Raw genomic sequence first — 24,032 nt, 5'->3', positions numbered from 1 at the left:
TGACAAACATATGCATCGGTCACATCCGGCCTTGCGCAAGACTTCAAGCCTGTCGAGAGGAAACATGACCCAACGTATCACCAAAGGCGGCCTTAAGATTGCAACCGTTCTGCATGATCTGGTTGCCAACGAAATCACCCCGGGCACCGGTGTCTCCTCCGATCAGTTCTGGGCATCGTTCGAAAAGCTCGTAAACGAGCTTGGCCCCCGGAACCGGTCGCTTCTGGCCAAGCGCGATGAATTGCAGGCCAAGATCGACGAATGGCACCTGTCCCGTCAGGATCAGGCCCGCGATCCGCTGGCCTACAAGGAATTCCTCAAGGAAATCGGCTATCTTCTGCCCGAAGGCGACGATTTCTATATCTCGACCACCAATGTCGATCCGGAAATCGCGCGCGTCGCCGGTCCACAGCTTGTCGTGCCGGTGATGAATGCGCGCTACGCGCTCAACGCGGCCAATGCCCGCTGGGGCAGCCTCTATGACGCGCTCTATGGCACCGATGTCATCGACGATGCCGATGGCAAGGAAAAGACCAAGGGCTTCAATGCCAAGCGCGGGGCAGCCGTCGTTGCCTATGCCGCAAAATTCCTTGATCAGGCCGTCCCGCTGGCCAATGGCAAACATGCCGACGCCACCAAATACGAAGTCCGCGAAGACGGCTCTGGATGGTGGACTTTGGCAATAACCCTGTCAGACGGCAGCGAAACATCGCTGGCACAGCCATCACAGTTCATCGGCTACAACGAAAAGGACGGCGCGCTTTCCGAAGTCCTTTTGCGCAATCATGGTCTGCATCTGGAAATCCGGATTGATCCCACGCACCCGATTGGCAAAACCCATGCCGCGGGCGTGTGCGATGTGATCATGGAATCCGCCCTGACCACCATTCAGGATTGCGAGGATTCAGTTGCCGCCGTCGACGCCGAAGACAAGGTCGTTGTCTATCGCAACTGGCTTGGCCTGATGAAAGGTACGCTGGAAGAAAGCTTTGAAAAGGGTGGCAAAACCGTTACCCGCCGCCTCAACCCGGACCGTTCCTATCAGGGCTTTGATGGCAATGACGTTGTTCTGCCCGGTCGCAGCCTGATGCTGGTGCGCAATGTCGGCCATCTGATGACCAGCGACGCGGTCCTTGATGCCAATGGCAACGAAGTCCCCGAAGGTTTCCTTGATGCGATGTTCACCAGCCTGATCGCCAAACACGATATTGATGGCAACAGCAGCGTTTCAAACTCGCGCCATGGCAGTGTCTATATCGTAAAGCCGAAAATGCACGGCCCCGAAGAAGTGGCCCTGACCAATGATCTGTTTGCCTTCGTCGAACGTGAAATCGGCCTGCCGGAAAACACCCTTAAGGTCGGCATCATGGACGAGGAACGCCGCACGACAGTGAACCTCAAGGAATGCATCCGCGCGGCCCAGGATCGCGTTGTTTTCATCAATACCGGCTTCCTTGACCGCACCGGCGATGAAATCCACACCAGCATGGAAGCAGGCCCGGTCGTTCGCAAGGAAGCGATGAAAGACCAGTACTGGATTTCGGCCTATGAAAACTGGAATGTCGATGTCGGCCTTGAATGCGGCATGAAGGGCATTGCCCAGATCGGCAAGGGCATGTGGGCCAAACCCGATCGCATGGCGGAAATGATGACCGCAAAAATCGGCCATCCGAAAGCCGGGGCAAACTGCGCATGGGTCCCATCCCCCACCGCGGCAACCCTGCATGCCATGCATTATCATCAGATCGATGTCCGTGCCGTACAGGACGAGGTTGGCAAACGCGAACGCGCCAGCCTTGATGATATCCTCTCGATCCCGCGCCTTGGCGATATCAACCCGATGCCCAGCGAAATCCAGGAAGAACTTGATAACAACGCACAGGGTATCCTTGGCTATGTTGTCCGCTGGATCGATGCCGGGGTTGGCTGTTCCAAGGTGCCCGATATCAATGATGTCGGCCTGATGGAAGACCGCGCCACATTGCGTATCTCCAGCCAGCATATCGCCAACTGGCTCCATCACGGTCTTTGCACCAGCGATCAGGTGATGGAAACCATGAAACGCATGGCCGCCGTCGTTGATAAACAGAACGAAGGCGATCCCGAATATCGCAACATGGCACCGAACTTTGATGACAGTGTTGCCTTTGCCGCCGCCTGTGATCTGGTGTTCAAGGGCCGCGAACAGCCAAACGGCTATACCGAACCGGTCCTGCATGCACGTCGCCGCGAAGCCAAGGCAAAATACGGCGCATAACAGCCGCCAATATCGCACTAAAAAGGCCGCCCGAAATGTCCCGGGCGGCCTTTTTCATATCCATCATGCTGCGCAATATAAATCGGCGGAGTCTATCCGCCTAATGTCATGATTTCATAGCCATTCTGGGTCACCACCAGCGTATGTTCATACTGCACGGTGGGTGCACCGGTATCGGCATACAGGGTCCAGCCATCATCCCCGTCAAGCGCCCAGTTCGCGCCCCGCGACAGGAACGGCTCGATGGTAATGACCTGACCCTTTTTAAGGGTCCGGCGTTCGCGCGGGTCATCCCATGTCGGGATGGTTTGCGGTGCCTCGTGCAATGATTTGCCGATCCCGTGACTGGCCAGATTTTTAATCAGGCTGTAACCGCCCTTTCGGGCAAAGTTTTCGACCCGAAGGCCGATTTCGCGGATCGGTGCCTTGTCGCGCACGACCTTGATCCCGGCCCACATTGCTTTTTTGCCATCCGCACACAGCTTTTCGATTTCGGGGCGCGGGGTCCCGACGATAAAGCTGGCACCGGTATCGGAAAAATAGCCATCAAGTGACGCGGAAACATCGATATTCACAAGATCACCATCCGCCAGAACCCGGTCACCCGGAATGCCATGTGCGACTTCTTCATTCACACTGATGCAGGTCGCACCGGGAAAATCATATTCGCTTTCGGGTGCGGAAACCGCCCCGGCATCCTCAAGAACCTTGCGGCCAATGGCATCAAGTTCGGCGGTGGTCATGCCGGCAACGGCCGCCGCCCCCATCACGTCGCGCGCACGCGCACAGATGCGTCCGATACGGCGCAGATGTTCAAGTTCGGTTTCTGATGAAATGGTCATGGATTGCTTAATGCTTAGCAATCACCACCAAGTCAAGCCATTGGATGGTCATGTCTGACCCGATTTCAGGCGCGCGATCCGGAATTCTGCTGGTGGTTTTCTTCACCATAAATGACGTAACGATGCTTGCCCTTGCTTTTGGCCACATAAAGCGCCTGATCAGCCTGCTCCAGAAGTTTCTCCGGGCGGGTGTCATGATCGGGATAAACGGCAATACCGATACTGATATTGATCGATATCCGTTTTCCGCCGGTAATGAACGGCATCAGAATGTCATTAAGGATTCTTTCGGCCAATGCGCGGGCTTCGGATACACCGTTCTCACCAAGATGCGAAACAATGACCATCTCGTCCCCGCCCGTGCGGGCAACCAGATCCCCACCCCGCACACAGCGCCGCAACCGACGGGCCACTTCGCACAGGACTTCATCCCCCGCCGCATGTCCCAGCCGGTCATTGACCGGTTTGAAATCATCGAGATCAAGGGCAAGAACGCCAAGCTGACTGTGCTGGCGCTTTGCCTGTGCGAGGGCATGTTCGAAATAAACGTCCAGTGCCAGACGGTTGCCAAGCCCGGTCAGGGGATCGTGATGCGCGATATGCTTCATCTTGCCCAGCGCCCTATCCTTTTCGGTCAGCTTGGCGACCAGACTGTTCAGGCTGTTTGACAGCGTGTTGATTTCACGCGCACCGGAAACCTGCGGCAGGCTCTCGATCTCGCCACGTTTAAGCTGTCCGGCGGCATTCGCGATCGTGACCAGCGGACCGACGATAAAACCGGCCCCCCACCAGGCAAAAACACTAAACAGCACGGCAAGACTAAGGCCAAGGGCCAGAATATCGGACTGCAAATCGTGAACGGTTATCAGGGCGGCTTCTATCGGCTGACGGACCAGCACCGACCAGCCAAGCCCCGGATAGTCAAAATGCCCGTCTGCCGGGGCAAAACCGGTCAGATAATCATGGCCATCCGGCCATTTCGCGATTTCCCATCCAATGTCTGACCTGTGCGACCCTTTCTCCAGTTGAAGTTCAAGCTTCTGCCCGGTCATCGCGAAATCTGGCGCCAGCAGGATCGTCCCGTTCGCACCGATGACAAAAATATCGACATTGCGATGCAGGCCCTGCCCGGCAAACAGGTTACGCCGCACCGTGTCCGCCCATTCCCAGCTCAGATGTGTTGCCAGAACACCATTGAGATTTCCGGCATCGTTCAGCAAGGGAACAGCGATATCGACAAACTGGATTGGCTCGCCGGTGGGGCTTGGAAATTTTTCGGCCAGCAGCTTGGCATCATGCACATCCCCGATGAACATCCCCTTGCTGCCAAATTCATAGACGGGACGCGCGGAAATATCCGTGCCGACCAGAATATCCCCGGTTGCCGCAACCACGGTACCTCCCGCGTCAAGAACCCCGATCCAGGTGAAAATCGGCAATTCATGTTGCAGCCGGTTGATCAGCGCGCTGGCCTGTTCGATGTCGTCAAGGTTGCGAAGGGCGCGAAGGGTGCTCAGAACCGCAACTTCACCGCGATGGGTCCACATCGTCCGGTCGAGTTCGTCGGCCATTTGCAGGGCAAGATCGGAAACACCGGTACCGATCTGCCTTGTCAGATCTTCTGCCGATCTTTTGCCGACAACATAACTCATAACGCCTGCCAAAGCAGCGACAAGCACCGCCGTGGCCAGCGCGATCTGGATACGAATACCCACCCGCGAAAGGCTTTTCACAGTCAATCCTCACACTTCCCATAGGGCAGCACGTTTGTTGGCTGCCCTGTTTGTATGCCGCTGTTTTTTTGGAATACGGCTTATCTTGCGCAAAATATAAGATATCGCACAGACCATTTTAAGCCCGACCATGAAAACATTTTTCAGGATGTCCTTCCGTTTGGCCGGGTTATTTCCAACATATTGAAAAATCGGCAGTTCCAAAACTCTTTTAAGCCGGGCACGCAAAGGTTACACCAGACTTGATCCGCAATCGAAACAGTGATGAAACGACATTATGACCATTACGCAAATCATCTACTGGCTTGAACTGACCGGCGTTGCGGTTTTTGCCGTGACCGGCGCGCTGGAGGCATCCCGCCGACAGATGGATATTGTCGGCTTCGTGCTGATCGCGACCTTTACCGGCATTGGCGGCGGGACGGTACGCGACGTGATCACCGGCGCCACACCGGTTTTCTGGATCAGGGATCCGGCCTGGGTGATTACCTGTATCGGCAGTGCGGTCTTCACCTATTTCACCGCCCATCTGGTCGAACGGCGTTATGTCGCGCTGATCTGGCTTGATGCGCTCGGGCTTGCGATGTTTGGCGTGACGGGGGCGGCTATCGGCCTTAACCTTGGCGTATCGCCGCTGGTCGCGATCATCCTTGGTACCATCACCGCAACATTTGGCGGCATGGTCCGCGATGTGGTGTGTAACGAAATCCCGCTGATCCTGCGCCCGGAAATCTACATCACCTGCGCGCTCCTCGGCGCATCAATCTATGTGATCGGCACCGATATCCTGTCGCTTCCCCGTGCCCCGGTCGCCCTGATCGCCTTCCTGTGCTCCTTCGCCCTGCGCGCCAGCGCCATACGCTTCAAACTGAGCTTCCCGGTTTACAAGGCCCGCCCGGGACGGGAATATTGATCATTTGAAGCTAGCTTGCTCAGGCACAACTTGAATGAACTGAAAAGCAAGTCTTTCGACAAACCCATTTCATAAAGGCTCTAAAATGGCGGCTTCGGCTCAAGAAACACTGCAAACCGCAATAGAGTTTTACAAATCTGGTGAAATTGCTGACGCCAAACGCAAATATCTAGACGTTTTACGCTTGCAACCAGACAATGCGATAGCACTACATCATCTCGGTGTATGCTGTCATAAAGACGGCAATAACCAACAGGCAATCAATCTCATCCACCAATCCCTTAAAATTCAACCTCACAATGCAGCAGGACACGATCACCTTGGTGTCGTTTTAAGTGCGACTGGAGATATCAAAAATGCCGAAGCCTGTTTTAAAAACGCGATCGCAGTTCAACCAAGTTATGCATCAGCGTACTGCAACTTGGGGAAATTACTGATAGACCAAGATAAATATTCTCAAGCTCTGGATATCCTTCAAAAAGCCCCTGAGATTTCCGAAGATAAATTGAAAATTAATAAACTTTTGGGCAGGGCATTTTTGAAACTTGGCAATTACGGTCAGGCATTATTACATCTTGAAAAATTTCTGATGATAGACTCCACAGACCCGGAAGTTCTTTCTGATATTGCGATTTCCTTTGAGAAATTAAACAAAAACAGTGACGCTCTGAAATTTCATAGTTTGGCTATTTGCCGCTTGCCTGGCGAAAATCATCACTGGCAACTCTTTTGCGAACATCTGAAAAAAATAACTCCAGCTCTTCCGCTTGTGTCTGGGATCGAGAGCCGATTGGAGCACTTGCTTGCTTCTGAAATTTCCTCTCCACAGGATCTTGTACAAACCGTCATTGGTGCAGCAGAACATGATGCACGGGTCTGCGACATTTTCAGGCGCTGGACAAAACCTGACGAAAGCAACGTTACAGTTCCAATTGAGGATATGGTTTATTTGGGGACTTGCCGATCATTTATGACCCTTATGGCCACCACTCCGATAGACAATTTGTCTATCGAAAATATCCTTACACGCAGCAGAAAGGAACTATTAGCTTCGCGAAATTTACTCTCCGACGAAATATTGCCTTTTGCATCTTCACTTGCCCTCCAGTGCTTCAATAATGAGTATGTCTATTTTGTATCAGAGGAGGAGAAGCAAGAAATTACAAAACTGAAATATGAAATCTCTCAACAATTCAATAAAGACTTATTACCTAACCCCACCGACATTGCGATACTTGGATCATACATACCTCTATATGATCTCAATTGGCCAGAAAATGTTCTCAAAGCGCAATGTCCGAAAGAAATATTATCTTTACTCAATATACAGATATATGATTACTTCGAAGAAACCAGAATTCGTGCAAGCATTGGCCGTTTAACCAATATATCTGCAGGCGTTTCTCTAGACGTACAGAATATGTACGAAGAGAACCCTTATCCCAGATGGATCAAAACAAATATTCGAAGACATAACCTCTCAATCTCCGAGATTTTAACGTCCTCGCCAATCTCAATTGACCTTGAGAACTATCAATCACCAGACAGTCCAGATATTTTGGTTGCGGGCTGCGGCACAGGGCAACACGCAATTCAACCCGCGACGCGATTCAAAGCAGCACGTGTAACCGCTATTGACCTTAGCCTTAGCAGTTTGTCATATGCAAAACGACAGACCGCCCAATTGGGCATTGATAATATTAGCTTTCTTCAGGCTGACATCTTGGAACTTGGCGAAATTGATCGGCAGTTCGATGTGATTGAGTGCGTCGGCGTACTGCACCATCTCGAGAATCCCTACACGGGCTTTCGAACCCTAACGGGTTTGTTAAAGTCTGGCGGGCTAATGAAAATAGGACTGTATAGCGAAGCTGCACGACAAGACGTAATCGCCGGGCGCCAAATTGTGTCTGCAAATGAATTCAAACCCACAGCAGATGGCATCCGCGCTTGTCGACAATTTATAATCGATGCCGCGCGCGAAGGTAACAATTCTCTTTCCCAGCTATGTCAAAGATCTGACTTCCATAACTTAAGCGCCTGCCGCGACTTGATTTTTCACATTCAGGAGCACCGTTTTAACCTGCTCCAGATAGGCAATTATCTGGAAAAACTGGGTTTAAAGTTTCTCGATTTCGAAATGAATTTTACAGGCCAGCTAGCCAACTTCAGAAACTCAATAAAAGGACTTCCTGCCGGAGAACGTCTCATGCGATGGCATGAATACGAAATGGAGCTTCCTGATACCTTTAGGGGTATGTATCAGTTCTGGTGCCGTAAACCCAAAAACTAAGCAGGCTACTCGACAATCAACTGAACCCGGTCGCTTGAAAAGGCGGTGATCCCGTATTCGATGGGCACCCCCGCCGCATCGACATCGACACTTTCCGTGGATATCACCGGCCGGTTCTTGGCCTGTTTCAGCAGGCTGGCAACCCGTGACGATGGCAGCTGGGCGCTGATGCGGGTGGTTTTGCGGCTGTAATCATCAATCCCGAAATGCTTGAAAGCTTCGGTCAGGGATTTTGTCTGGGTAAATATCTCGACAATCCCCTCGAACCGGGCAACCGGAAGGTAGCTTGTCGCGACCGCCAGCGGAATACCATCCGCCTCGGATACTGAAAACAGTTCGACAACCCGCGTTCCCGGTTTGACATCCAGAAACTGGGCGATGGCCGCACTGGCTTTCAGGATTTCTGACGAAATCAGCCGTTTGTCGGGCAAACGATGACGCCCCGACACGATCTGGGAAAATCGCGTTTTGGCACCAAGCGGATAATCAAGGATCTGTTCCTGCACAAACGCCCCCCGCCCCTGTTCGACACGCACGACATTGGCATCGACAAGGGCTGACATCGCGCGTCGCACCGTATGTCGGTTAACACCGAATCGGCGAACCAGTTCCATCTCGGTCGGCATTTTGTCACCGGGGGCAAAGACCCCGCTGGCAATATCGGCAAGAAGCTGTTTTTCGATTTGCTTCCAGATAGATAGCCCGGCTTCCCAATCCATCGAAATCCCCATTCACAAAACTTTCACCGCAAGACCTTTGCCAAGCGCGCGTAATCGTCTTATAACGTGAATATGTATAGACGTCTAGACAAATTTTGAATTTGTCGATACCCGCATAGAAGGATCATACAGATGACGGCGCAACCCGCCCCGCAATCCGGATCAGACCAGGGATCAAACATCGATCCCGCCACACAGGCCCGCCAACGCTGGATGGCGGTACTGGCACGCACAGACCGCGCAATTCTTGAACAGGAATGGCAGGACCATTTTGCCGATGTGCAATGGAGCCACCTGCGCGAACCGCAAATCGGCATGGTCATGGTGCGTGGCCGCGCCGGTGGCGCCGGGCAGCGCTTCAACCTCGGCGAAATGACCGTCACACGCTGCGCAGTCACCCTGTCCGATGGCACGGTCGGCCATGCCTATGTCAAGGGGCGGGACCGGATACAGGCGCAATATGCCGCCCTGTTTGATGCCATCATGCAACGCGAAAACGCCGCATCGGATTTCATCGACATGCTGGCCCACCAGCAGGCCGAAGCAAAACGCGAAAACGCCCGCAAGGTCGCCGCTACCAAGGTCGACTTCTTTACCCTTGTCCGAGGAGAAGACGAATGATCCCGCAACCCCGGACAGCCGACCTGCTGCGCGGTTTTGAAAATGCTGCCTTTGATTCCAATGCCGTTTTCCGCACCCTTCTGGATGCCATGGCGCATCCCGGCCGCATTTACGATCTGCCGCTTGATGTCCCGGCACCGGTCGGGTTGAACAGGTCTGCAACCGCGTTCCTGCTGGCCATGGCCGATATGGATACGACAATCTGGCTGTCACCTGATTGCGCATCGCACGCTGCCAATGCCCATCTGAAATTCCATTGCGGCAGCCCGATCAGCAGCAACGCATGTACCGCCGATTTTGCCGTTGCCCGCCTTGATGGCGATCTCGCCTTCATCAAGGAACTGCCCATCGGCAATGCAGAATATCCCGATCAGTCGGCAACCCTGATCCTGATGGTCGAAGACATATCGAACAAGGCCGACATGATCCTGCAAGGCCCCGGCATCAAGGACAGCCAGAACCTCTCGGTCCCCGGCCTGCCCGCCGCCTTCCACGCATGGCGCGCGGAAAACCATCATCTGTTCCCCTGCGGTGTCGATGTCATCTTTGCCGCAGATCGCAAAATCGCCGCCCTTCCGCGCACCACCCGGATCGAGGTCAGATAAAATGTATGTAGCCGTCAAAGGTGGCGAACGCGCCATCAACAATGCCCACCGGCTTCTGGCCGAAAAACGCCGTGGCGACCGGGACGTTGCCGAAATCGAGACCAGCCAGATCGAACAGCAATTGTCGCTGTCCGTCACCCGCGTCATGGCCGAAGGATCGCTTTATGACCGTGATCTGGCCGCCCTTGCCATCAAGCAGGGTCGCGGAGACCTGATCGAGGCAATCTTTCTGATGCGCGCCTATCGCACGACATTGCCGCGCTTTGCCTTTTCCAAGCCGGTCAAAACCGCCGAAATGGATATCGCACGCCGCATTTCGGCAACCTTCAAGGATCTGCCAGGCGGGCAGATTCTCGGCCCGACATTTGATTACACCCACCGCCTGCTTGATTTCACCCTGATGGCCAATGGCGAGGAACCGGCAACGGCCCACACCGCCGACCATCCGGTGGATGAAACCATGCCGCGCGTTCTGGATGACCTTCTGAATTACGAGGGCCTGATACAGGACGAACCGAACCCGACCAATGATGACGCCCCGGTCGCCGATCTGACGCGCGAAGCCGTCAAATTCCCGGCGGATCGTGATCTTCGCCTGCAAAACCTCACCCGCGGGGACGAGGGCTTTGTTCTCGCACTCGGTTATTCCACCCAGCGCGGCTACGCCAACAGCCACGCCTTTGTCGGTGAAATCCGCTATGGCAGCGTCGCGGTCGAAATCGAACCCGAAGAACTCGGCTTTGCCATCGATATCGGTGATATCGAGCTGACCGAATGCGAAACCGTCAACAAGTTCAAGGGCTCCAAAACCAAACTGCCGCAATTCACCCGCGGTTACGGGCTTGTGTTTGGTCAGAACGAACGCAAGTCGATTTCTATGGCACTGGTGGACCGTGCGATGCGTGCACGCGAAATGGGCGAACAGGTCATGGGCCCGGCCCAGGACGAGGAATTCGTCATGGAACATAGCGACAATGTGCAGGCAACCGGCTTCGTCGAACATATCAAGCTGCCCCACTATGTCGATTTCCAGGGCGAACTTGAACTTGTCCGGCGCATGCGTGCCGAAGTGCTGGAACGTCTGGCAAAGGCGGATGCAGCCGATGCCAAAAACGCCAGATCACAACCCGAAGCCGCGGAGTAACCAATATGGAACAGACCGTAAATAATCCGGCGCAAGCATCTTCGGCCTATAATTTTGCCTATCTTGATGAACAAACCAAACGCATGATCCGGCGTGCACTGCTAAAGGCCGTTGCCATCCCCGGATATCAGGTGCCGTTTGCCGGTCGCGAAATGCCGATGCCCTATGGCTGGGGTACGGGCGGGGTGCAGGTCACGGCTGCCGTCATCGGCCCGGACGATACGCTTAAGGTCATCGATCAGGGCGCGGACGACACCACCAACGCGGTATCCATCCGGCAGTTCTTTGCCAAGACCGCCAATGTGGCGACCACGGAAAAAACCGCCGAGGCATCAATCATCCAGACCCGCCACCGCATTCCCGAAAAGGAACTGCGCGAAGACCAGATCCTTGTCTATCAGGTGCCGATCCCCGAACCGCTTCGCTTCCTCGAACCGCGCGAAACCGAAACGCGCAAGATGCACGCGCTCGAAGAATACGGGCTGATGCATGTGAAGCTTTATGAGGACATTTCGCGTCACGGCCATATCGCCACCACCTATGCCTATCCGGTGATGGTTGATGATCGCTATGTCATGGATCCGTCGCCGACACCGAAATTCGACAATCCGAAAATGGACATGATGGCCGCCCTGCAGCTTTTCGGTGCTGGCCGTGAAAAGCGCATCTATGCCCTACCGCCCTACACCAAGGTCAAAAGCCTCGATTTCGAAGATCACCCGTTCGAGGTGCAAAGCTGGAAGGACGAATGCGGCATGTGCGGCGCAACCGACAGCTACCTTGACGAGGTTATCCTCGATGACAAGGGCAACCGGATGTTTGTCTGCTCGGACACCGATTATTGCAGCGAACGGCAGGACGCCGGCCATCGCGGCCCGCAACATCATGATCAGCCCCTTGGCAACAGCCACAGCAACGGAAAGGCCGCAGAATAATGACCCGTTCAAATGAACCGCTTCTGCGCGTTTCCGACCTGACCATGATGTATGGCGACCGGGTCGGCTGCCGCAATGTAAGTTTCGAGCTCCGCCCCGGCGAGGTGCTTGGCATCGTTGGTGAATCCGGGTCCGGAAAATCAACTTTGCTGCGCAGCATTTCCGCCCAGCAGGAACCGACCAAGGGCACGGTCGAATATCACACCCGCATTGATGGCATCCGCGATGTCTATCAGATGTCCGAAGCGCAACGTCGACTGCTGATGCGCACCGACTGGGCGTTTGTCCACCAGAATGCCCGCGATGGATTACGCATGAATGTCAGTGCCGGGGCCAATATCGGCGAACGGCTGATGGCGGTCGGTGATCGTCATTACGGCAACATCCGGAATGCCGCCGAAAACTGGCTTGGCAAGGTCGAAATTGCCGCCGAACGCCTTGATGATCTGCCCTCAACCTTTTCGGGTGGCATGCAGCAACGCCTGCAGATTGCCCGCAACCTCGTAACCAGCCCGCGTCTCGTTTTCATGGACGAACCCACGGGTGGTCTGGACGTCTCGGTTCAGGCCCGCCTGCTCGATCTGCTGCGCGGGCTGGTTCACGACCTTAATCTGGCGGTGATCATCGTCACCCACGATCTGGCGGTCGCCCGCCTGTTATCCCATCGCCTGATGGTCATGCAGCGCGGCGAAGTGATCGAAAGCGGCCTGACCGATCAGGTGCTGGACGATCCGCAGCACGCCTATACCCAGTTGCTTGTTTCTTCCATCCTGCAAAATTAGGGCGATTGAAATGTCTGAAATGCTTCACGCCAAAAACGTCGCCAAGGGCTTTACCCTGCATACTCAGGGCAGCGTTACGATCCCGGTATTCGAAGGGGTCGAATTCCGCCTCAATGCCGGCGAATGCATTGCGCTGACCGGTGAATCCGGATCGGGGAAAAGTACCTTCATGCGCATGCTTTATGCCAATTACACCTGTTCAAGCGGCTCGATCAGCGTGCTGCACGATGGCGACTGGCTTGATATCACCACCGCAAGCCCGCATGCGATCCTTGATATGCGCAAACGCACCATGGGCTATGTCAGCCAGTTCCTGCGCGTCATTCCGCGTGTACCGACACTGGAAATCGTTGCCGAACCGCTGATCGCGCTGGGTACGGCACGTGAAACGACGATGGAAAAGGCCCGCGACCTTTTGACCCGCTTGCGCATCCCCGAACGTCTGTGGCAACTTTCCCCCCTGACCTTTTCCGGGGGCGAACAGCAGCGCGTGAATATCGCGCGCGGTTTTATCGCCGATTATCCGATCATGCTGCTTGATGAACCGACCGCATCGCTTGACACCCAAAATCGTGCCACGGTTCTGGCATTGATTGAAGAAGCCAAGGCACGCGGCGCTGCCATTGCCGGTATTTTCCATGATCACGAAACCCGCGATGCGGTCTGCACGGGATCATTTGATGTGACTTCGTTTAAAGTTGGGGCCAATGACTGAACAGATTTTTACCAATGCCAAAATTGTCCTCGCCAATGATGTCATCGAGGGTGCCGTTCAGATCAGGGACGGACTGATCACCGACATCTCGGATCGCCCGTCCAATCTGCCCGGTGCCGAAGACATGGGCGGCGATTACCTGATGCCCGGACTGGTCGAACTGCATACCGACAATCTCGAAAAACACCTGACCCCGCGTCCCAAAACCCGCTGGCCCGCCACCGCCGCCGTGATTGCGCACGACAATCAGGTCGCCAGTGCTGGCATCACAACGGTCTTTGATGCCATCTCTGTCGGCGACGTCTCGGACGGATCAGAACGGATCGAACGACTGGTTGAATCGGTGACCGCCCTTCAGCATGCGCTCGAGAACAACCTTTTGCGTGCAGATCACAAACTGCATCTGCGCTGTGAAACGTCCTATGGCGGCCTGGTCGAGGCACTCGATAATCTGGTTGATCTGCCTCTGGTCAAGATGCTCTCGGTGATGGATCACACGCCGGGCCAACGCCAATTCGTCAGCCTGGATGCCTATTACACCTATTATCAGGGGAAATACGGCCTCTCGGACGAGGAAATGCGCAAATTCGTCGCCAGCCGCAAACGCGATTCCGAACTTTACTCCGTCAAGCATCGCCGTCACGTCGTCGAACTTGCCCACCAAAAAAATCTGGCGCTGGCAAGCCACGATGACGCGACCGAGGAACATGTCGCCGAAGCCGTCGCCGATAAAATGACGGTGGCCGAATTCCCGACGACACTGGCGGCTGCCAAGGCATCGCACGAAGGCGGTCTTGGCGTGATGATGGGCGGGCCAAACCTTGTGCGCGGCGGCTCCCACAGCGGCAATGTCGCGGCGGGCGATCTGGCAAAGCACGGCTATCTCGACATTATTTCAAGCGACTATGTCCCCCACAGCCTGCTGCACGGTGTCATGAAGCTGTTTGATGATTTCGACGCCTATGATCTTCCGCGTGCGGTGCGCACCGCGACCCTGACCCCGGCAAAACAGGTCGGCCTTGATGACCGGGGCGAAATTGCGGTTAGCAAACGCGGCGATCTGATCCGGGTGCATCATTCACCGCATCATCCGATTGTGCGCGGTGTATGGCGTCTGGGAAGCCGCGTGTCATGACCGCGCGCCATGACATCCATCATGGCGCATCGGAAAATGGATTACTGATTCTTGTCGTCGGCCCCAGCGGGGTTGGCAAGGATACCCTATTGGATGCGGCACGGGCGCGTTTGCATGACGATGAAACCATCCTGTTTCCCCGTCGCTGCATTACCCGCCCGGCCGGATCGGTTGGCGAAATCCATATTCCGGTCCGCGCCGAGGATTTTGCATCCATGGCAAAGCAGGGTGCCTTCCTGCTGAGCTGGCGGGCGCACAATCTTTGTTACGGCATTCCCAATCATGTCCAGAACGACGTCGCCAACGGCAAAATCGTTGTCGTCAACGCATCACGCAGCGTGATTGACGATGCCCGCGATCTTCTGGGTTCTGATCACGTCCGGGTCATCAGCATCCGGGCGCACGAAGATGCCCTTCGCCAACGCCTTGTGGCCCGTGGCCGCGAAAGTTCCGACGATATCGAACAACGCCTGCGGCGCGCATCGGCCTATCAGGTCGATGGTCCCAACGTGATCGCCGTAGAAAATGACAATGACCTTGAAACCGGTATTGGCCGCTTCATCGATGCCATTTTCCACCGCCCGGCACACACGGACCAAGCACCCAGCAACCGGGTAGTCTGAACAAAAAAATGCTGCAGCAAAACACTGCAGCATTTTTTTATTTCCCACGGCGCAATCACCCGTCATCCAAGCGCAAAGCGCCGCAACAAATCAAACGGCTTTCCATCACCCGGATCACCAAAAAGACAGACATCGCTGATCGTAAATGGTGCCTCGCACAAGGGTGCAACAATCGGGGCAAGCGCATCGCGCACCCGCATCATCCGGTCCGGGTCAAGCTTGTCTGTCAGCGTCAGGTGAAAACGGAATTCTTCCATCACATAGGGATAACCCCATCTGACCAGATATTCTTCCTGTCGATCACTTAACCCCGATGCACGGCGTTTATTCATCGCGGCTTCGTCTTCAGGCTGCCGAAAACCGTCAAGCCCGCGCACAAGACCAGACGCCAGCGCACCAAGCGGATCGGTCGGCGCAGTCGGGATCAGGGCAATAAAACTGCCAATCGATTTCAGTAAAAGCGGGCCACACGTCACCGAAGACGCCGTTGCACAATAGTCGGCAATCGCTTTTTCAAGCTGCACGCGCGTCTGGCCATCCTTTAAGGCGAAGGGCGGTTTCAGGGTGCCATGAAACCCGTATCGCGACGGGGAAACGGTTATGGCCGCGACCTCGCCATCGGCAAGGCCGATGGCAGCCGGGCGATCCATTTCCCGTCCGGTTTCGGGATCACGCCCCAGCCAGGAATTGCCGAAAGCCGCCAGATCACTGTCGGCTTTCGGTGCATAATAAACAGCATAACGCTGATAGTCGGTCATGTGGCCTCGAACTGGCTTTCGATTTATCGCAGATCGTATTTCAGACAGAAATCCCGTACCGGCAGACGCCGAAAATCGTCAAGCCGTTCTGCCAATGTTGCATGATCCCAGTCCCACCAGCAAATGCGAAGCAGCGCATCGACAATTTCCGCATCAAATCGCGGGCGAAGCGGGGTGGCTGGAATACCCGTGACGATGGTGTAGGGCGGCACATCCTTGGTCACCACCGCACCCGAACCGACAACCGACCCGATCCCGATGGTAACCCCGCCCTGAACAATCGCGCCATGCCCGATCCAGACATCATGATCAAGCTTCACCCGCTTTTCGCGGCGCCAGTCAAAAAACGCCGGATCATCATCGCCAAGCTCATAGGCACTCGACCGGTACTGGAAATGATGCATCGATGCCCGGTCCATCGGATGCTGCCCCGGATTGATCCTTGTATGGGCGGCGATATTTACGAATTTGCCGATGTCGGAATAGATGATCTCGCTGTCATTGACGACATAGGAATAATCACCCATCACGCTTTCGCGGATGCTGGTGCGTGCGCCAATTTCTGTCCAGACACCAAACTCGCAATCAACAACAACCGCACTCTGATCAATCGTCGGGGCCTCCGACAATTGTTTCATTGCCGGTTTGGCCTGCGTAATCTTGAACGTCATGGATCAGGTCACCAGTTTGCGAAGACGCTGCGAAATCACATCAAGCAGGCTGACCGACAGAATGATGATGATCATGACCGCGGCGGTTTCCGCGTAATAAAATGCGCGGATATATTCCCACAAAACCATGCCAATGCCACCCGCACCGACAATGCCAAGAACGGTTGCCGACCGCACATTGCTTTCAAACCGATACAGCGAATAGGAAATCCAAAGCGGAAGAACCTGCGGGATCACCCCAAAGATGACCTCCTGCAACCCGTTGGCACCGGTGGCCCGGATGCCTTCGACCGGTTCGGGATCAATCGCCTCGACGGCTTCTGAAAACAGTTTTGCCAGAACGCCGGTGGTATGGATCCAAAGCGCAAGCACACCGGCAAACGGACCAAGACCAACCGCAACAACGAACAGCATGGCAAAAACCATTTCATTGATCGCGCGGAAGGAATCCATCAGGCGGCGCACCGGCTGGTAAACCCAGAACGGAACAATGTTTTCAGAACACAGAATGCCAAACGGGATCGAACAGACAATCGCAAGCGCCGTGCCCCAGATCGCAATCTGGATGGTGATCCACATTTCGCTGACATAGGTTTTCCACATCAGGAAATCCGGCGGGAAAAACCCGTCCGCGAAATCGACCATGTTGCCACTGTTTTCAATCAGGGCCATGGGCCGCATGTCGGCCCCCTCCCAGGACAGGGCCAGAATGGCCAGAATGAACGCCCAAAGAAGGAAACTTGCGCCTGAACGTTTCAGATCGCGCGGCGGAAGTTCTGCGGCGGTTACGGCAGATGTCGAAAGGCTGCTGTTCATGTTCTTTTCCCGGGAAATAAAAACAAACGGGGAGCCCTGATATCGGGCTCCCCGTTCGGATGCCGGTTACTCGTAAGAAACCAGGATATCGAGTTCTGCGAGCTGCTTGTCGATTTCTGAAACGCGTTTTGCTTTCTCGTCGGCAGACAGTTCGGCGGTGTTCTCGATTTTCAGCTTGTCTTTATACAGTTCAAGCTGACGGATCGGGTAAAGCTGCGCATTGCTGCTTTCCATGAATTTGCCCATGCCATCCTGAATGCCGCCAAGAACCTTGTTGGCTTCTTCAACATCGCCCAGACGACCGTAACCAAGGAAGAACGCCTTGATCTCGGATTTCAGTTCACGCGACATATCCTTGCGATAAACCATCGGATCAGACGGGATCAGCGGCGAGGTCCAGATAACCTTGACCTTGTCGGTGATTTCCGGCTTGACCATCTGGGTGCGGGCAAGCTGTTCGGAGTTGTTGGCAGCAACATCAACCTGATTATTGGCGGTCGCCATCAGGTTGGTTTCGTGGTTGGCATTGCGAACGGTCTTGAAGCAGTTTTTCGGATCAACGCCGTTCTGCGCAAAGACGTAATAGGTCGGAACCAGGAAGCCCGAGGTCGAGTTCGGATCACCGATACCGAAATTAAGCGAACCATCGCATTTCAGCATGTCGGCAAGCGTGTTGAGCTTGTCGTTATCGGCCTGGGTGATGATGTGGGAATAATAGCCGTTCGTGCCGTCGCTTTTGGACGTCTGGACGAAAACTTCGCCGCCCGCACGGTCAACGGCTTCCATGGCCGACTTGTTACCGAACCAGCCAACGTGAACCTTGCCAAAACGCATGCCTTCGATGATGCCGGCATAATCCGGTGCGAAGAACGCTTCGACATCCTTGCCAAGGGCTTCTTCCATATCCTCGATCAACGGCTGCCACTGGGCTTTCAGGTTCGAGCTGGATTCAGTCGAGATAAAGCCGAACACGATGGTTTCCGGGTCTTTTTCAAGCGGCTTGAATTCGACATCGGCATGGGCAAAGCCCGAAGCCAGCATGCTGGCAGCAAGGGCTGCGGATGCAATTGTTTTACGGATCATGGGAAGTCCCCCGTCAGGTTGGTTGGTAGAGGTGAAATAAAAAGAGATGTAAGGCAGAGAGAAATCGTCCTGATCTAGCTTGAAACGAAAGCCAGATCCTTCTCCGCGACCCTGCTCTTTGCCGGAACGTCATCCGGGGCAGACGCGAAAAGCTCGGAAGAATATTCGCCGTAAAGTTCGCGCAGGAACTCCGGCGTCAGTTCAGTGGATGGCCCGTCAAACACGACCGCGCCATCGCGCATCGCAATGGTGCGTGCGCAATAATCACGGGCATAATCGACCTGATGCAGCGACACGATCACGGTGACATTGTCTTCGCGGTTCACCCGATCCAGCGTGTTCATCACCTTGCGCGATGACGCCGGGTCAAGGGATGCAATCGGCTCGTCGGCCAGAATAAGACGCGCACCCTGCGTAATCGTGCGCGCAATCGCCGCACGCTGCTGCTGCCCACCCGAAAGATTGCGGGCCTTCTTTGTCGCATGGCTATCGATACCGACGCGTTTTAACGCCGTCATCGCTCGCATGCGCTCAGCCTTGGTAAACAGGCATAGTGACCCGCGCCACGCAGGCACACGGCCCAGCATCCCGGTCAGAACATTGGTCAGAACCGTCAGGCGGCTGACCAGATTGAATTGCTGAAACACAACGCCGATATCGGCACGCACCTTGCGCGCACCCCGGGCAATACGACCATTCTGCTGGATGACTTCACCGAATACTTCGATCTTGCCGCCATCGCGATCCCCGCGCAGCAAACCGGCAATATGACGGATAAGGGTGGATTTGCCCGAACCGGACGCCCCGATCAGCGCGACCATCTCGCCCTCGCGAACCTGTAAACTGACATTGTTCAATGCCCGCTTATCGCGCGAGAAGCTCTTGTTCAGTCCGGATATGTCTACGACCAGCATTAAAGTCCGCCTGCTTGTGTTTCGCTGGTCAAGAAGCTACGCACAATCCGCGACTCTATGGTGACGGTGATGTTACAGTTCGATGATTACGACGCCTTCATTTCACCGACAACAATCAAACTTGTCTATACATCAAGATATACATCAAATAAAAAACCGGCCTGCCAAGAAATAAAAATGTAATAATTCAATTATTACTTGTGACCGCGTTCACAAATATGGATATGGACGGGCCAAAAAACGAAAAACCCCGACAGAAAGAAACTGCCGGGGCCTTGTATTGCGCCTGATCGCGGATGGATTTACTTGATCGCCTCAATCGCGGCAATGACATCATCTTCGATATCAAGGCCCTGAATTTCCGCATCCCGGCGCGCATTCTGCCCGCGCCGCCCCGGCAACCGCACGGTTTCCTCAAGCGCGATTTCATCTGCAATATAGCGCAAATGATCAATGATCCCCGCCCCGCCGACCGCAACCGGATCAATGGCAATCACCATCTGACCCAATGCCGGTGGTGCGCCCTTGTCATCAAACAGCGACGATGACTGATGCCCGAACTGCGCGCCGGTCAATCCGGCGGCCAGCATTTCAACCATCATGGCAAGGGCCGCGCCCTTGACCCCGCCGGCCGGAACCATCGTTCCCTCAAGCGCCTTGACCGCGTCCGTCGTCGGATTGCCATCCGCATCAAATGCCCAGTCATCGGGGATCGGAACGCCCTTCTGCTTGGCAGCCATGATCTTGCCGCGCGCGACCTTCGATAGTGCCAGATCAATCACGATCGGATCGCCATCGCCAATCGGGGTGGCAAAGGCAATCGGGTTGGTGCCAAACATCGGACGGCGGCCACCCCACGGCGCCATTGCCGCCGGGGCATTGGCAAACATCATCGCCGCCAATCCCGCCTCGGCCAGCTTTTCCACCGTAAGTCCCATCACCCCGGCATGGTGCGATTTATGGATTGCCGCAATCGCAATCCCCTGACTGCGCGCAATATCGGGCAATCGTTCGATCATCAGATCAAGCGCCGGATAGGCAAAACCGAACTGCGCATCAATCCGCAAAACGGCCGGAAACGGCTGATCGGCCACCGGCTTGGCATGCCCGTCAACCTTGCCGGCACGCGCCTGCGCGGCATAGGCCGGAACGCGGCGCAAACCATGCCCGCCCTGTCCTGCGGCCTCGGCGGTGACCAGGGCGGTTGCAACCGATCCGGCATTGTCGGGATCAACGTTGCAGCGCAGCAGGGTATTGCACACAAGCGCATGTGCGTCAGACAGGGCAAGCTTCATGATGATGACCTTAAGATAGTGGCGGGAAGATAATGGTGGCGGGCCCGGATACATTAGCCGCGCGAATGCCCCGACGCAAAGGTCTTGTGCACCGCAACCCTGCAAAACCATTCGGCCAAACCCCTACGACAGCACTATAAAACCGGCGCTCGAATATGCTAAAATTTCGCCGCAAAGTCGTATGAGTATCCCGCCACGGTTCACGCTGCCCGAAACGCGGCAGTCCGACCGGGACAGATTCCAAACACAGGATATTTCGAATGCGCAAAGTAACCTCATTAACCTTCGCGGCATTTGGCATCGCCAGCAGCCTGTGGCTTGCCGGTTGTGCTGCCACAACCAAACCGGCCGAGGAAAAATCACCCGCCGACTGGTCGGCCATCGCCGGTCGCGACTGGCAGCTGATGCGAATTGAGGCGAAAGACAAAAGCCTGACCCCGATGACCCCGATCCTGGCCAGCGTCAACTTTACCAATGACGGGAAAATTGCCGGGTCGACCGGCTGCAACCGCTATTTCGGCAGTTACACCCGCAAGGACACCGCCCTTGATGTCTCCCCGCTCGGCAGCACCAAAATGATGTGCATGGAAGACGCGATGGAGATCGAGGATGCCTTTATCGCCGCCATGGCAGATGTAAAGGGCTGGAAAGTACAGGACGGCGACCTGATGCTGGTGGATGGCAGCGCCAAATCCATCATGACGTTCGAGCCGATCCAGCCATAGGCAGGACGGGGATCACACGAACCCGTAAAAAGGGGCGCAGTGATCTGCGCCCCTTTTGCGTTGGTCTGTCGGCAACCTATCGCGGCTCGCTGCGCAATCCCTGAATGATGGAATAACACGCCAGCAGAAGCACGATGGCAAACGGGAACCCGGTTGAAACCGCCATCGCCTGCAGGGAGCCAAGCCCCCCGCCCAGCAGCAGCGCAATCGCCACCAGCCCTTCAAACGTGCACCAGAAAACCCGCTGGGGCACCGGCGCGTCGACCTTGCCGCCCGCGGTGATGGTATCGATCACCAGCGACCCGGAATCGGACGAGGTCACAAAGAACACGATCACCAGAACAATCCCGATAAAGGACGTGATCGCATGCAACGGCAGGGCTTCAAGCATGCTAAACAGCTTGATCGGAAGCGCCGCATCGGCAATCGCCTGCACGCCTTCATTGACCATATGCACCGCCGTTCCGCCAAATGCCGTCATCCACAGCACACACACCAGCGACGGAATGATCAGGACACAGGTAATGAATTCCCGCACCGTCCGGCCGCGCGACACGCGCGCAATGAACATGCCGACAAACGGCGACCAGGAAATCCACCACGCCCAGTAAAACGACGTCCAGCCCTGGCTGAAATTGGTATCCTCACGCCCGACCGGGTTCGAAAGCGCCGGAAGATATTCGACATAGGCGACAAGACTTGTGAAAAAGCCCTTGATGATATCCATGGTCGGCCCGACCAGCACGACAAACAGCAAAAGCAATGCCGCCAGAACCATATTGATTTCCGAAAGCCGTTTGACCCCGGCATCAAGCCCGGCCAGAACCGAAATCAGCGCAACCCCGGTAATCGCGATAATCAGGACAACCTTCGATCCGTCCGTAACCGGAATGCCAAACAGGAATTCAAGCCCGGCATTGGCCTGTTCCGCACCAAAACCAAGCGACGTCGCAAGCCCGAACAGGGTGGCAAACACCGCCAGAATATCAATCACATGCCCGGTCCAGCCCCAGACACGCTCGCCAAAGATCGGATAAAACACCGACCGCATGGTAAGCGGCAGGCCCTTGTTAAACGAAAACAGCGCCAATGCCAGCGCCACCGTGGCATAGATCGCCCACGGGTGAAGCCCCCAGTGGAAAATCGTCGCCGCCATGCCAAGGTCAAAGGCACCGTCCGCATTGCCCATCGCCCCGCCAAGCGGTGCCCAGTCCGTGCGCGCCCCGCCATCACCGACCGTCGCACCGCCCATTGATGTGGTAAAGTGCGAAATCGGCTCGGACACGCCATAAAACATAAGGCCGATCCCCATCCCGGCCGCAAACAGCATGGCAAACCAGCCGCTATAGGAATAATCCGGTGTCGCATCCTGCCCGCCCAGCCGGACCTTGCCCAGCGGCGAGACAATCAGAAACAGACACAGCAAAACGAAAACATTCGCCACCGACAGGAAGAACCAGTCAAAGGTCGATGTCAGCCAGCCCCGAAGGTCATTGAACATCGGCCCGACACTTTCCTGAAAGGCCAGTGTGAAAAACACGAATGCAACAATCGATAACCCCGAAATCAGGAATACCGGGTTATGAATATCAAGGCCAAACGGCCCGATCTGTGTGGTGATGTTATCCTGTCCGATTTCATATTCGGTATCGATCGGATTGGCCGCACCATCCGGGCTTTCAATGCCCGTCTCGGCATTCGATCCCATGAAAATCTCCCTTGAAAAGCAATTTTGCGGCCACCCCTGGCCGCATCTGTCCGGTTTGCCTGCTATTAACGCACCAGAAACACGGAATGATCCCAATGCGACGCAACATATCCGCCGTGGGATGCAAAAATATGATCCGCAATACCCGGCACGTGCGACGCCATGACGATCACATCCGCCTTGGCCTCTGTTGCCGCATCAACAATGATTTCACTCAGATCAATCGCCGGATCGTGTGAAATGCGGGTCATGCCCGAACATTCGATACCGGTCTTCTTGGCCTGCTCTTCGGCAAAGGCCGCCATTTTGCGATCATATTCTGCTGGCGTATGCGCAATCGGGGATGGGGTATTGGTTCCAACCCCGAAAAAGCAGATTTTGGCATCGTAATGCTTTGCCAGATCCGCCGCCGTCGAAAGCGCCTTTTCCAGCTTGTCGATATGCGTCAGATCCACGGGTACCATGATCTTGCGATACATTCCCTGCCTCCGTTCTACGGGTGCCCTAACGGGCAAAACACACCTTCGAAACAGATGAGGCGACAAAGACTATCACCAGAACAGGAAATTATCAAAACACTCATCACCGGCGGATTTCCCGCAACAGATGAATACAGATACCAAACCGCGATAATCAACCAGAAGAAACCGCCAAATAATTCTGGCGATCTAGCGGACCCATTAAATCCGGATCATTTCATATTGCGCACAAATTCGCGGCAATATCCGGCACATTATTATGCCGT

23 protein-coding genes are annotated in these 24,032 nt (G+C 55.2%); 12 read left to right on the top strand and 11 right to left on the bottom strand.

The features are described from left to right. Window positions 1–64: 64 nt before the first annotated feature. On the top strand, window positions 65–2,257 hold the full coding sequence (locus AUP42_RS18950) for a malate synthase G (protein ID WP_062953172.1): 2,193 nt from the start codon (window positions 65–67) through the stop codon (window positions 2,255–2,257). Window positions 2,258–2,349: 92 nt separating this feature from the next. Here the strand turns inward: AUP42_RS18950 and map are convergent, their stop codons facing one another. Together map and AUP42_RS18940 are read right to left on the bottom strand one after the other, a co-directional pair. Further along, window positions 2,350–3,099 (bottom strand): type I methionyl aminopeptidase, encoded by a 750-nt coding sequence (gene map / locus AUP42_RS18945; RefSeq protein ID WP_062953171.1) that lies wholly within the window; start codon window positions 3,097–3,099, stop codon window positions 2,350–2,352. A gap of 65 nt (window positions 3,100–3,164) precedes the next feature. Then, complete coding sequence (locus AUP42_RS18940) at window positions 3,165–4,832, bottom strand: sensor domain-containing diguanylate cyclase (RefSeq protein ID WP_062953170.1); 1,668 nt, start codon at window positions 4,830–4,832, stop codon at window positions 3,165–3,167. A 277-nt stretch (window positions 4,833–5,109) separates the two neighbouring features. Between AUP42_RS18940 and AUP42_RS18930 the strand changes: the two genes are divergently transcribed. Beyond that, a complete protein-coding gene (locus AUP42_RS18930; protein WP_062953168.1) occupies window positions 5,110–5,745 on the top strand; it encodes a trimeric intracellular cation channel family protein in 636 nt (211 codons plus the stop codon). Between the two features lie 85 nt (window positions 5,746–5,830). After that, window positions 5,831–8,038 (top strand): methyltransferase domain-containing protein, encoded by a 2,208-nt coding sequence (locus tag AUP42_RS18925; RefSeq protein ID WP_062953167.1) that lies wholly within the window; start codon window positions 5,831–5,833, stop codon window positions 8,036–8,038. Between the two features lie 5 nt (window positions 8,039–8,043). Here AUP42_RS18925 and phnF read toward each other — a convergent pair whose 3' ends face one another. Beyond that, on the bottom strand, window positions 8,044–8,757 hold the full coding sequence (phnF, locus tag AUP42_RS18920; protein ID WP_231858351.1) for a phosphonate metabolism transcriptional regulator PhnF: 714 nt from the start codon (window positions 8,755–8,757) through the stop codon (window positions 8,044–8,046). Between the two features lie 132 nt (window positions 8,758–8,889). On the opposite strand from phnF, the gene phnG reads away from it, so the two are divergent. The 8 genes from phnG to phnN are packed head-to-tail and all read left to right on the top strand — an operon-like array spanning window position 8,890 to window position 15,317. Continuing rightward, window positions 8,890–9,378 carry a phosphonate C-P lyase system protein PhnG gene (gene phnG, locus AUP42_RS18915; RefSeq protein ID WP_062953165.1) on the top strand — a complete coding sequence of 163 codons (489 nt, stop codon included), beginning with the start codon at window positions 8,890–8,892 and terminating at the stop codon, window positions 9,376–9,378. Next, a complete protein-coding gene (gene phnH, locus AUP42_RS18910; protein ID WP_062953164.1) occupies window positions 9,375–9,983 on the top strand; it encodes a phosphonate C-P lyase system protein PhnH in 609 nt (202 codons plus the stop codon). The genes phnG and phnH overlap by 4 nt, the downstream gene beginning before the upstream one ends. 1 nt (window position 9,984) lies before the next feature. Continuing rightward, a complete protein-coding gene (locus AUP42_RS18905) occupies window positions 9,985–11,127 on the top strand; it encodes a carbon-phosphorus lyase complex subunit PhnI (RefSeq protein ID WP_062953163.1) in 1,143 nt (380 codons plus the stop codon). Between the two features lie 5 nt (window positions 11,128–11,132). Further along, window positions 11,133–12,062 carry an alpha-D-ribose 1-methylphosphonate 5-phosphate C-P-lyase PhnJ gene (locus tag AUP42_RS18900; protein ID WP_062953162.1) on the top strand — a complete coding sequence of 310 codons (930 nt, stop codon included), beginning with the start codon at window positions 11,133–11,135 and terminating at the stop codon, window positions 12,060–12,062. After that, window positions 12,062–12,844, top strand: a complete 783-nt coding sequence (gene phnK, locus AUP42_RS18895) for a phosphonate C-P lyase system protein PhnK (protein WP_062953161.1) — start codon at window positions 12,062–12,064, stop codon at window positions 12,842–12,844. The genes AUP42_RS18900 and phnK overlap by 1 nt, the downstream gene beginning before the upstream one ends. Before the next feature lie 10 nt (window positions 12,845–12,854). Then, entirely contained in the window at window positions 12,855–13,559 is a 705-nt protein-coding gene (gene phnL / locus AUP42_RS18890) for a phosphonate C-P lyase system protein PhnL (protein WP_082824855.1), read from the top strand. Further along, window positions 13,552–14,694 (top strand): alpha-D-ribose 1-methylphosphonate 5-triphosphate diphosphatase, encoded by a 1,143-nt coding sequence (locus AUP42_RS18885; RefSeq protein ID WP_062953160.1) that lies wholly within the window; start codon window positions 13,552–13,554, stop codon window positions 14,692–14,694. Before phnL ends, AUP42_RS18885 begins: the two co-directional genes overlap by 8 nt. Beyond that, window positions 14,691–15,317 carry a phosphonate metabolism protein/1,5-bisphosphokinase (PRPP-forming) PhnN gene (gene phnN, locus AUP42_RS18880; RefSeq protein WP_062953159.1) on the top strand — a complete coding sequence of 209 codons (627 nt, stop codon included), beginning with the start codon at window positions 14,691–14,693 and terminating at the stop codon, window positions 15,315–15,317. Before AUP42_RS18885 ends, phnN begins: the two co-directional genes overlap by 4 nt. Before the next feature lie 62 nt (window positions 15,318–15,379). On the opposite strand, the gene AUP42_RS18875 is transcribed toward phnN, so the two are convergent. From AUP42_RS18875 to AUP42_RS18850, 6 genes are all read right to left on the bottom strand, one after another. Beyond that, a complete protein-coding gene (locus AUP42_RS18875) occupies window positions 15,380–16,075 on the bottom strand; it encodes a DUF1045 domain-containing protein (RefSeq protein ID WP_062953158.1) in 696 nt (231 codons plus the stop codon). A gap of 23 nt (window positions 16,076–16,098) precedes the next feature. Next, window positions 16,099–16,746, bottom strand: a complete 648-nt coding sequence (locus tag AUP42_RS18870) for a chloramphenicol acetyltransferase (protein ID WP_062953157.1) — start codon at window positions 16,744–16,746, stop codon at window positions 16,099–16,101. A gap of 3 nt (window positions 16,747–16,749) precedes the next feature. Beyond that, the gene (phnE, locus tag AUP42_RS18865) at window positions 16,750–17,562 is read right to left on the bottom strand and encodes a phosphonate ABC transporter, permease protein PhnE (protein WP_062953156.1); all 813 of its coding nucleotides are present in this window, start codon (window positions 17,560–17,562) and stop codon (window positions 16,750–16,752) included. Window positions 17,563–17,628: 66 nt separating this feature from the next. Then, window positions 17,629–18,645, bottom strand: a complete 1,017-nt coding sequence (phnD, locus tag AUP42_RS18860) for a phosphonate ABC transporter substrate-binding protein (protein WP_062953155.1) — start codon at window positions 18,643–18,645, stop codon at window positions 17,629–17,631. A 74-nt stretch (window positions 18,646–18,719) separates the two neighbouring features. Next, a complete protein-coding gene (phnC, locus tag AUP42_RS18855) occupies window positions 18,720–19,559 on the bottom strand; it encodes a phosphonate ABC transporter ATP-binding protein (RefSeq protein ID WP_062953154.1) in 840 nt (279 codons plus the stop codon). Between the two features lie 302 nt (window positions 19,560–19,861). Beyond that, window positions 19,862–20,965: an Ldh family oxidoreductase gene (locus AUP42_RS18850; protein ID WP_231858350.1), complete on the bottom strand. Its 1,104-nt coding sequence runs from the start codon at window positions 20,963–20,965 to the stop codon at window positions 19,862–19,864. A gap of 149 nt (window positions 20,966–21,114) precedes the next feature. Here AUP42_RS18850 and AUP42_RS18845 point away from each other — a divergent pair, with 149 nt between their 5' ends. Continuing rightward, the gene (locus tag AUP42_RS18845; RefSeq protein ID WP_062953153.1) at window positions 21,115–21,579 is read left to right on the top strand and encodes an META domain-containing protein; all 465 of its coding nucleotides are present in this window, start codon (window positions 21,115–21,117) and stop codon (window positions 21,577–21,579) included. Window positions 21,580–21,655: 76 nt separating this feature from the next. Here the strand turns inward: AUP42_RS18845 and AUP42_RS18840 are convergent, their stop codons facing one another. Together AUP42_RS18840 and AUP42_RS18835 are read right to left on the bottom strand one after the other, a co-directional pair. After that, a complete protein-coding gene (locus AUP42_RS18840) occupies window positions 21,656–23,287 on the bottom strand; it encodes a BCCT family transporter (protein ID WP_062953152.1) in 1,632 nt (543 codons plus the stop codon). A gap of 65 nt (window positions 23,288–23,352) precedes the next feature. Beyond that, window positions 23,353–23,766, bottom strand: a complete 414-nt coding sequence (locus tag AUP42_RS18835; RefSeq protein WP_062953151.1) for a universal stress protein — start codon at window positions 23,764–23,766, stop codon at window positions 23,353–23,355. Window positions 23,767–24,032 lie beyond the last annotated feature (266 nt).

It is taken from the genome of Thalassospira lucentensis, assembly GCF_001613805.1.
GTDB lineage: Bacteria > Pseudomonadota > Alphaproteobacteria > Rhodospirillales > Thalassospiraceae > Thalassospira > Thalassospira lucentensis_A.
The sequence above is the reverse complement of the archived record's forward strand: the minus strand, read 5'-3'. Positions and strand labels throughout refer to the sequence as shown.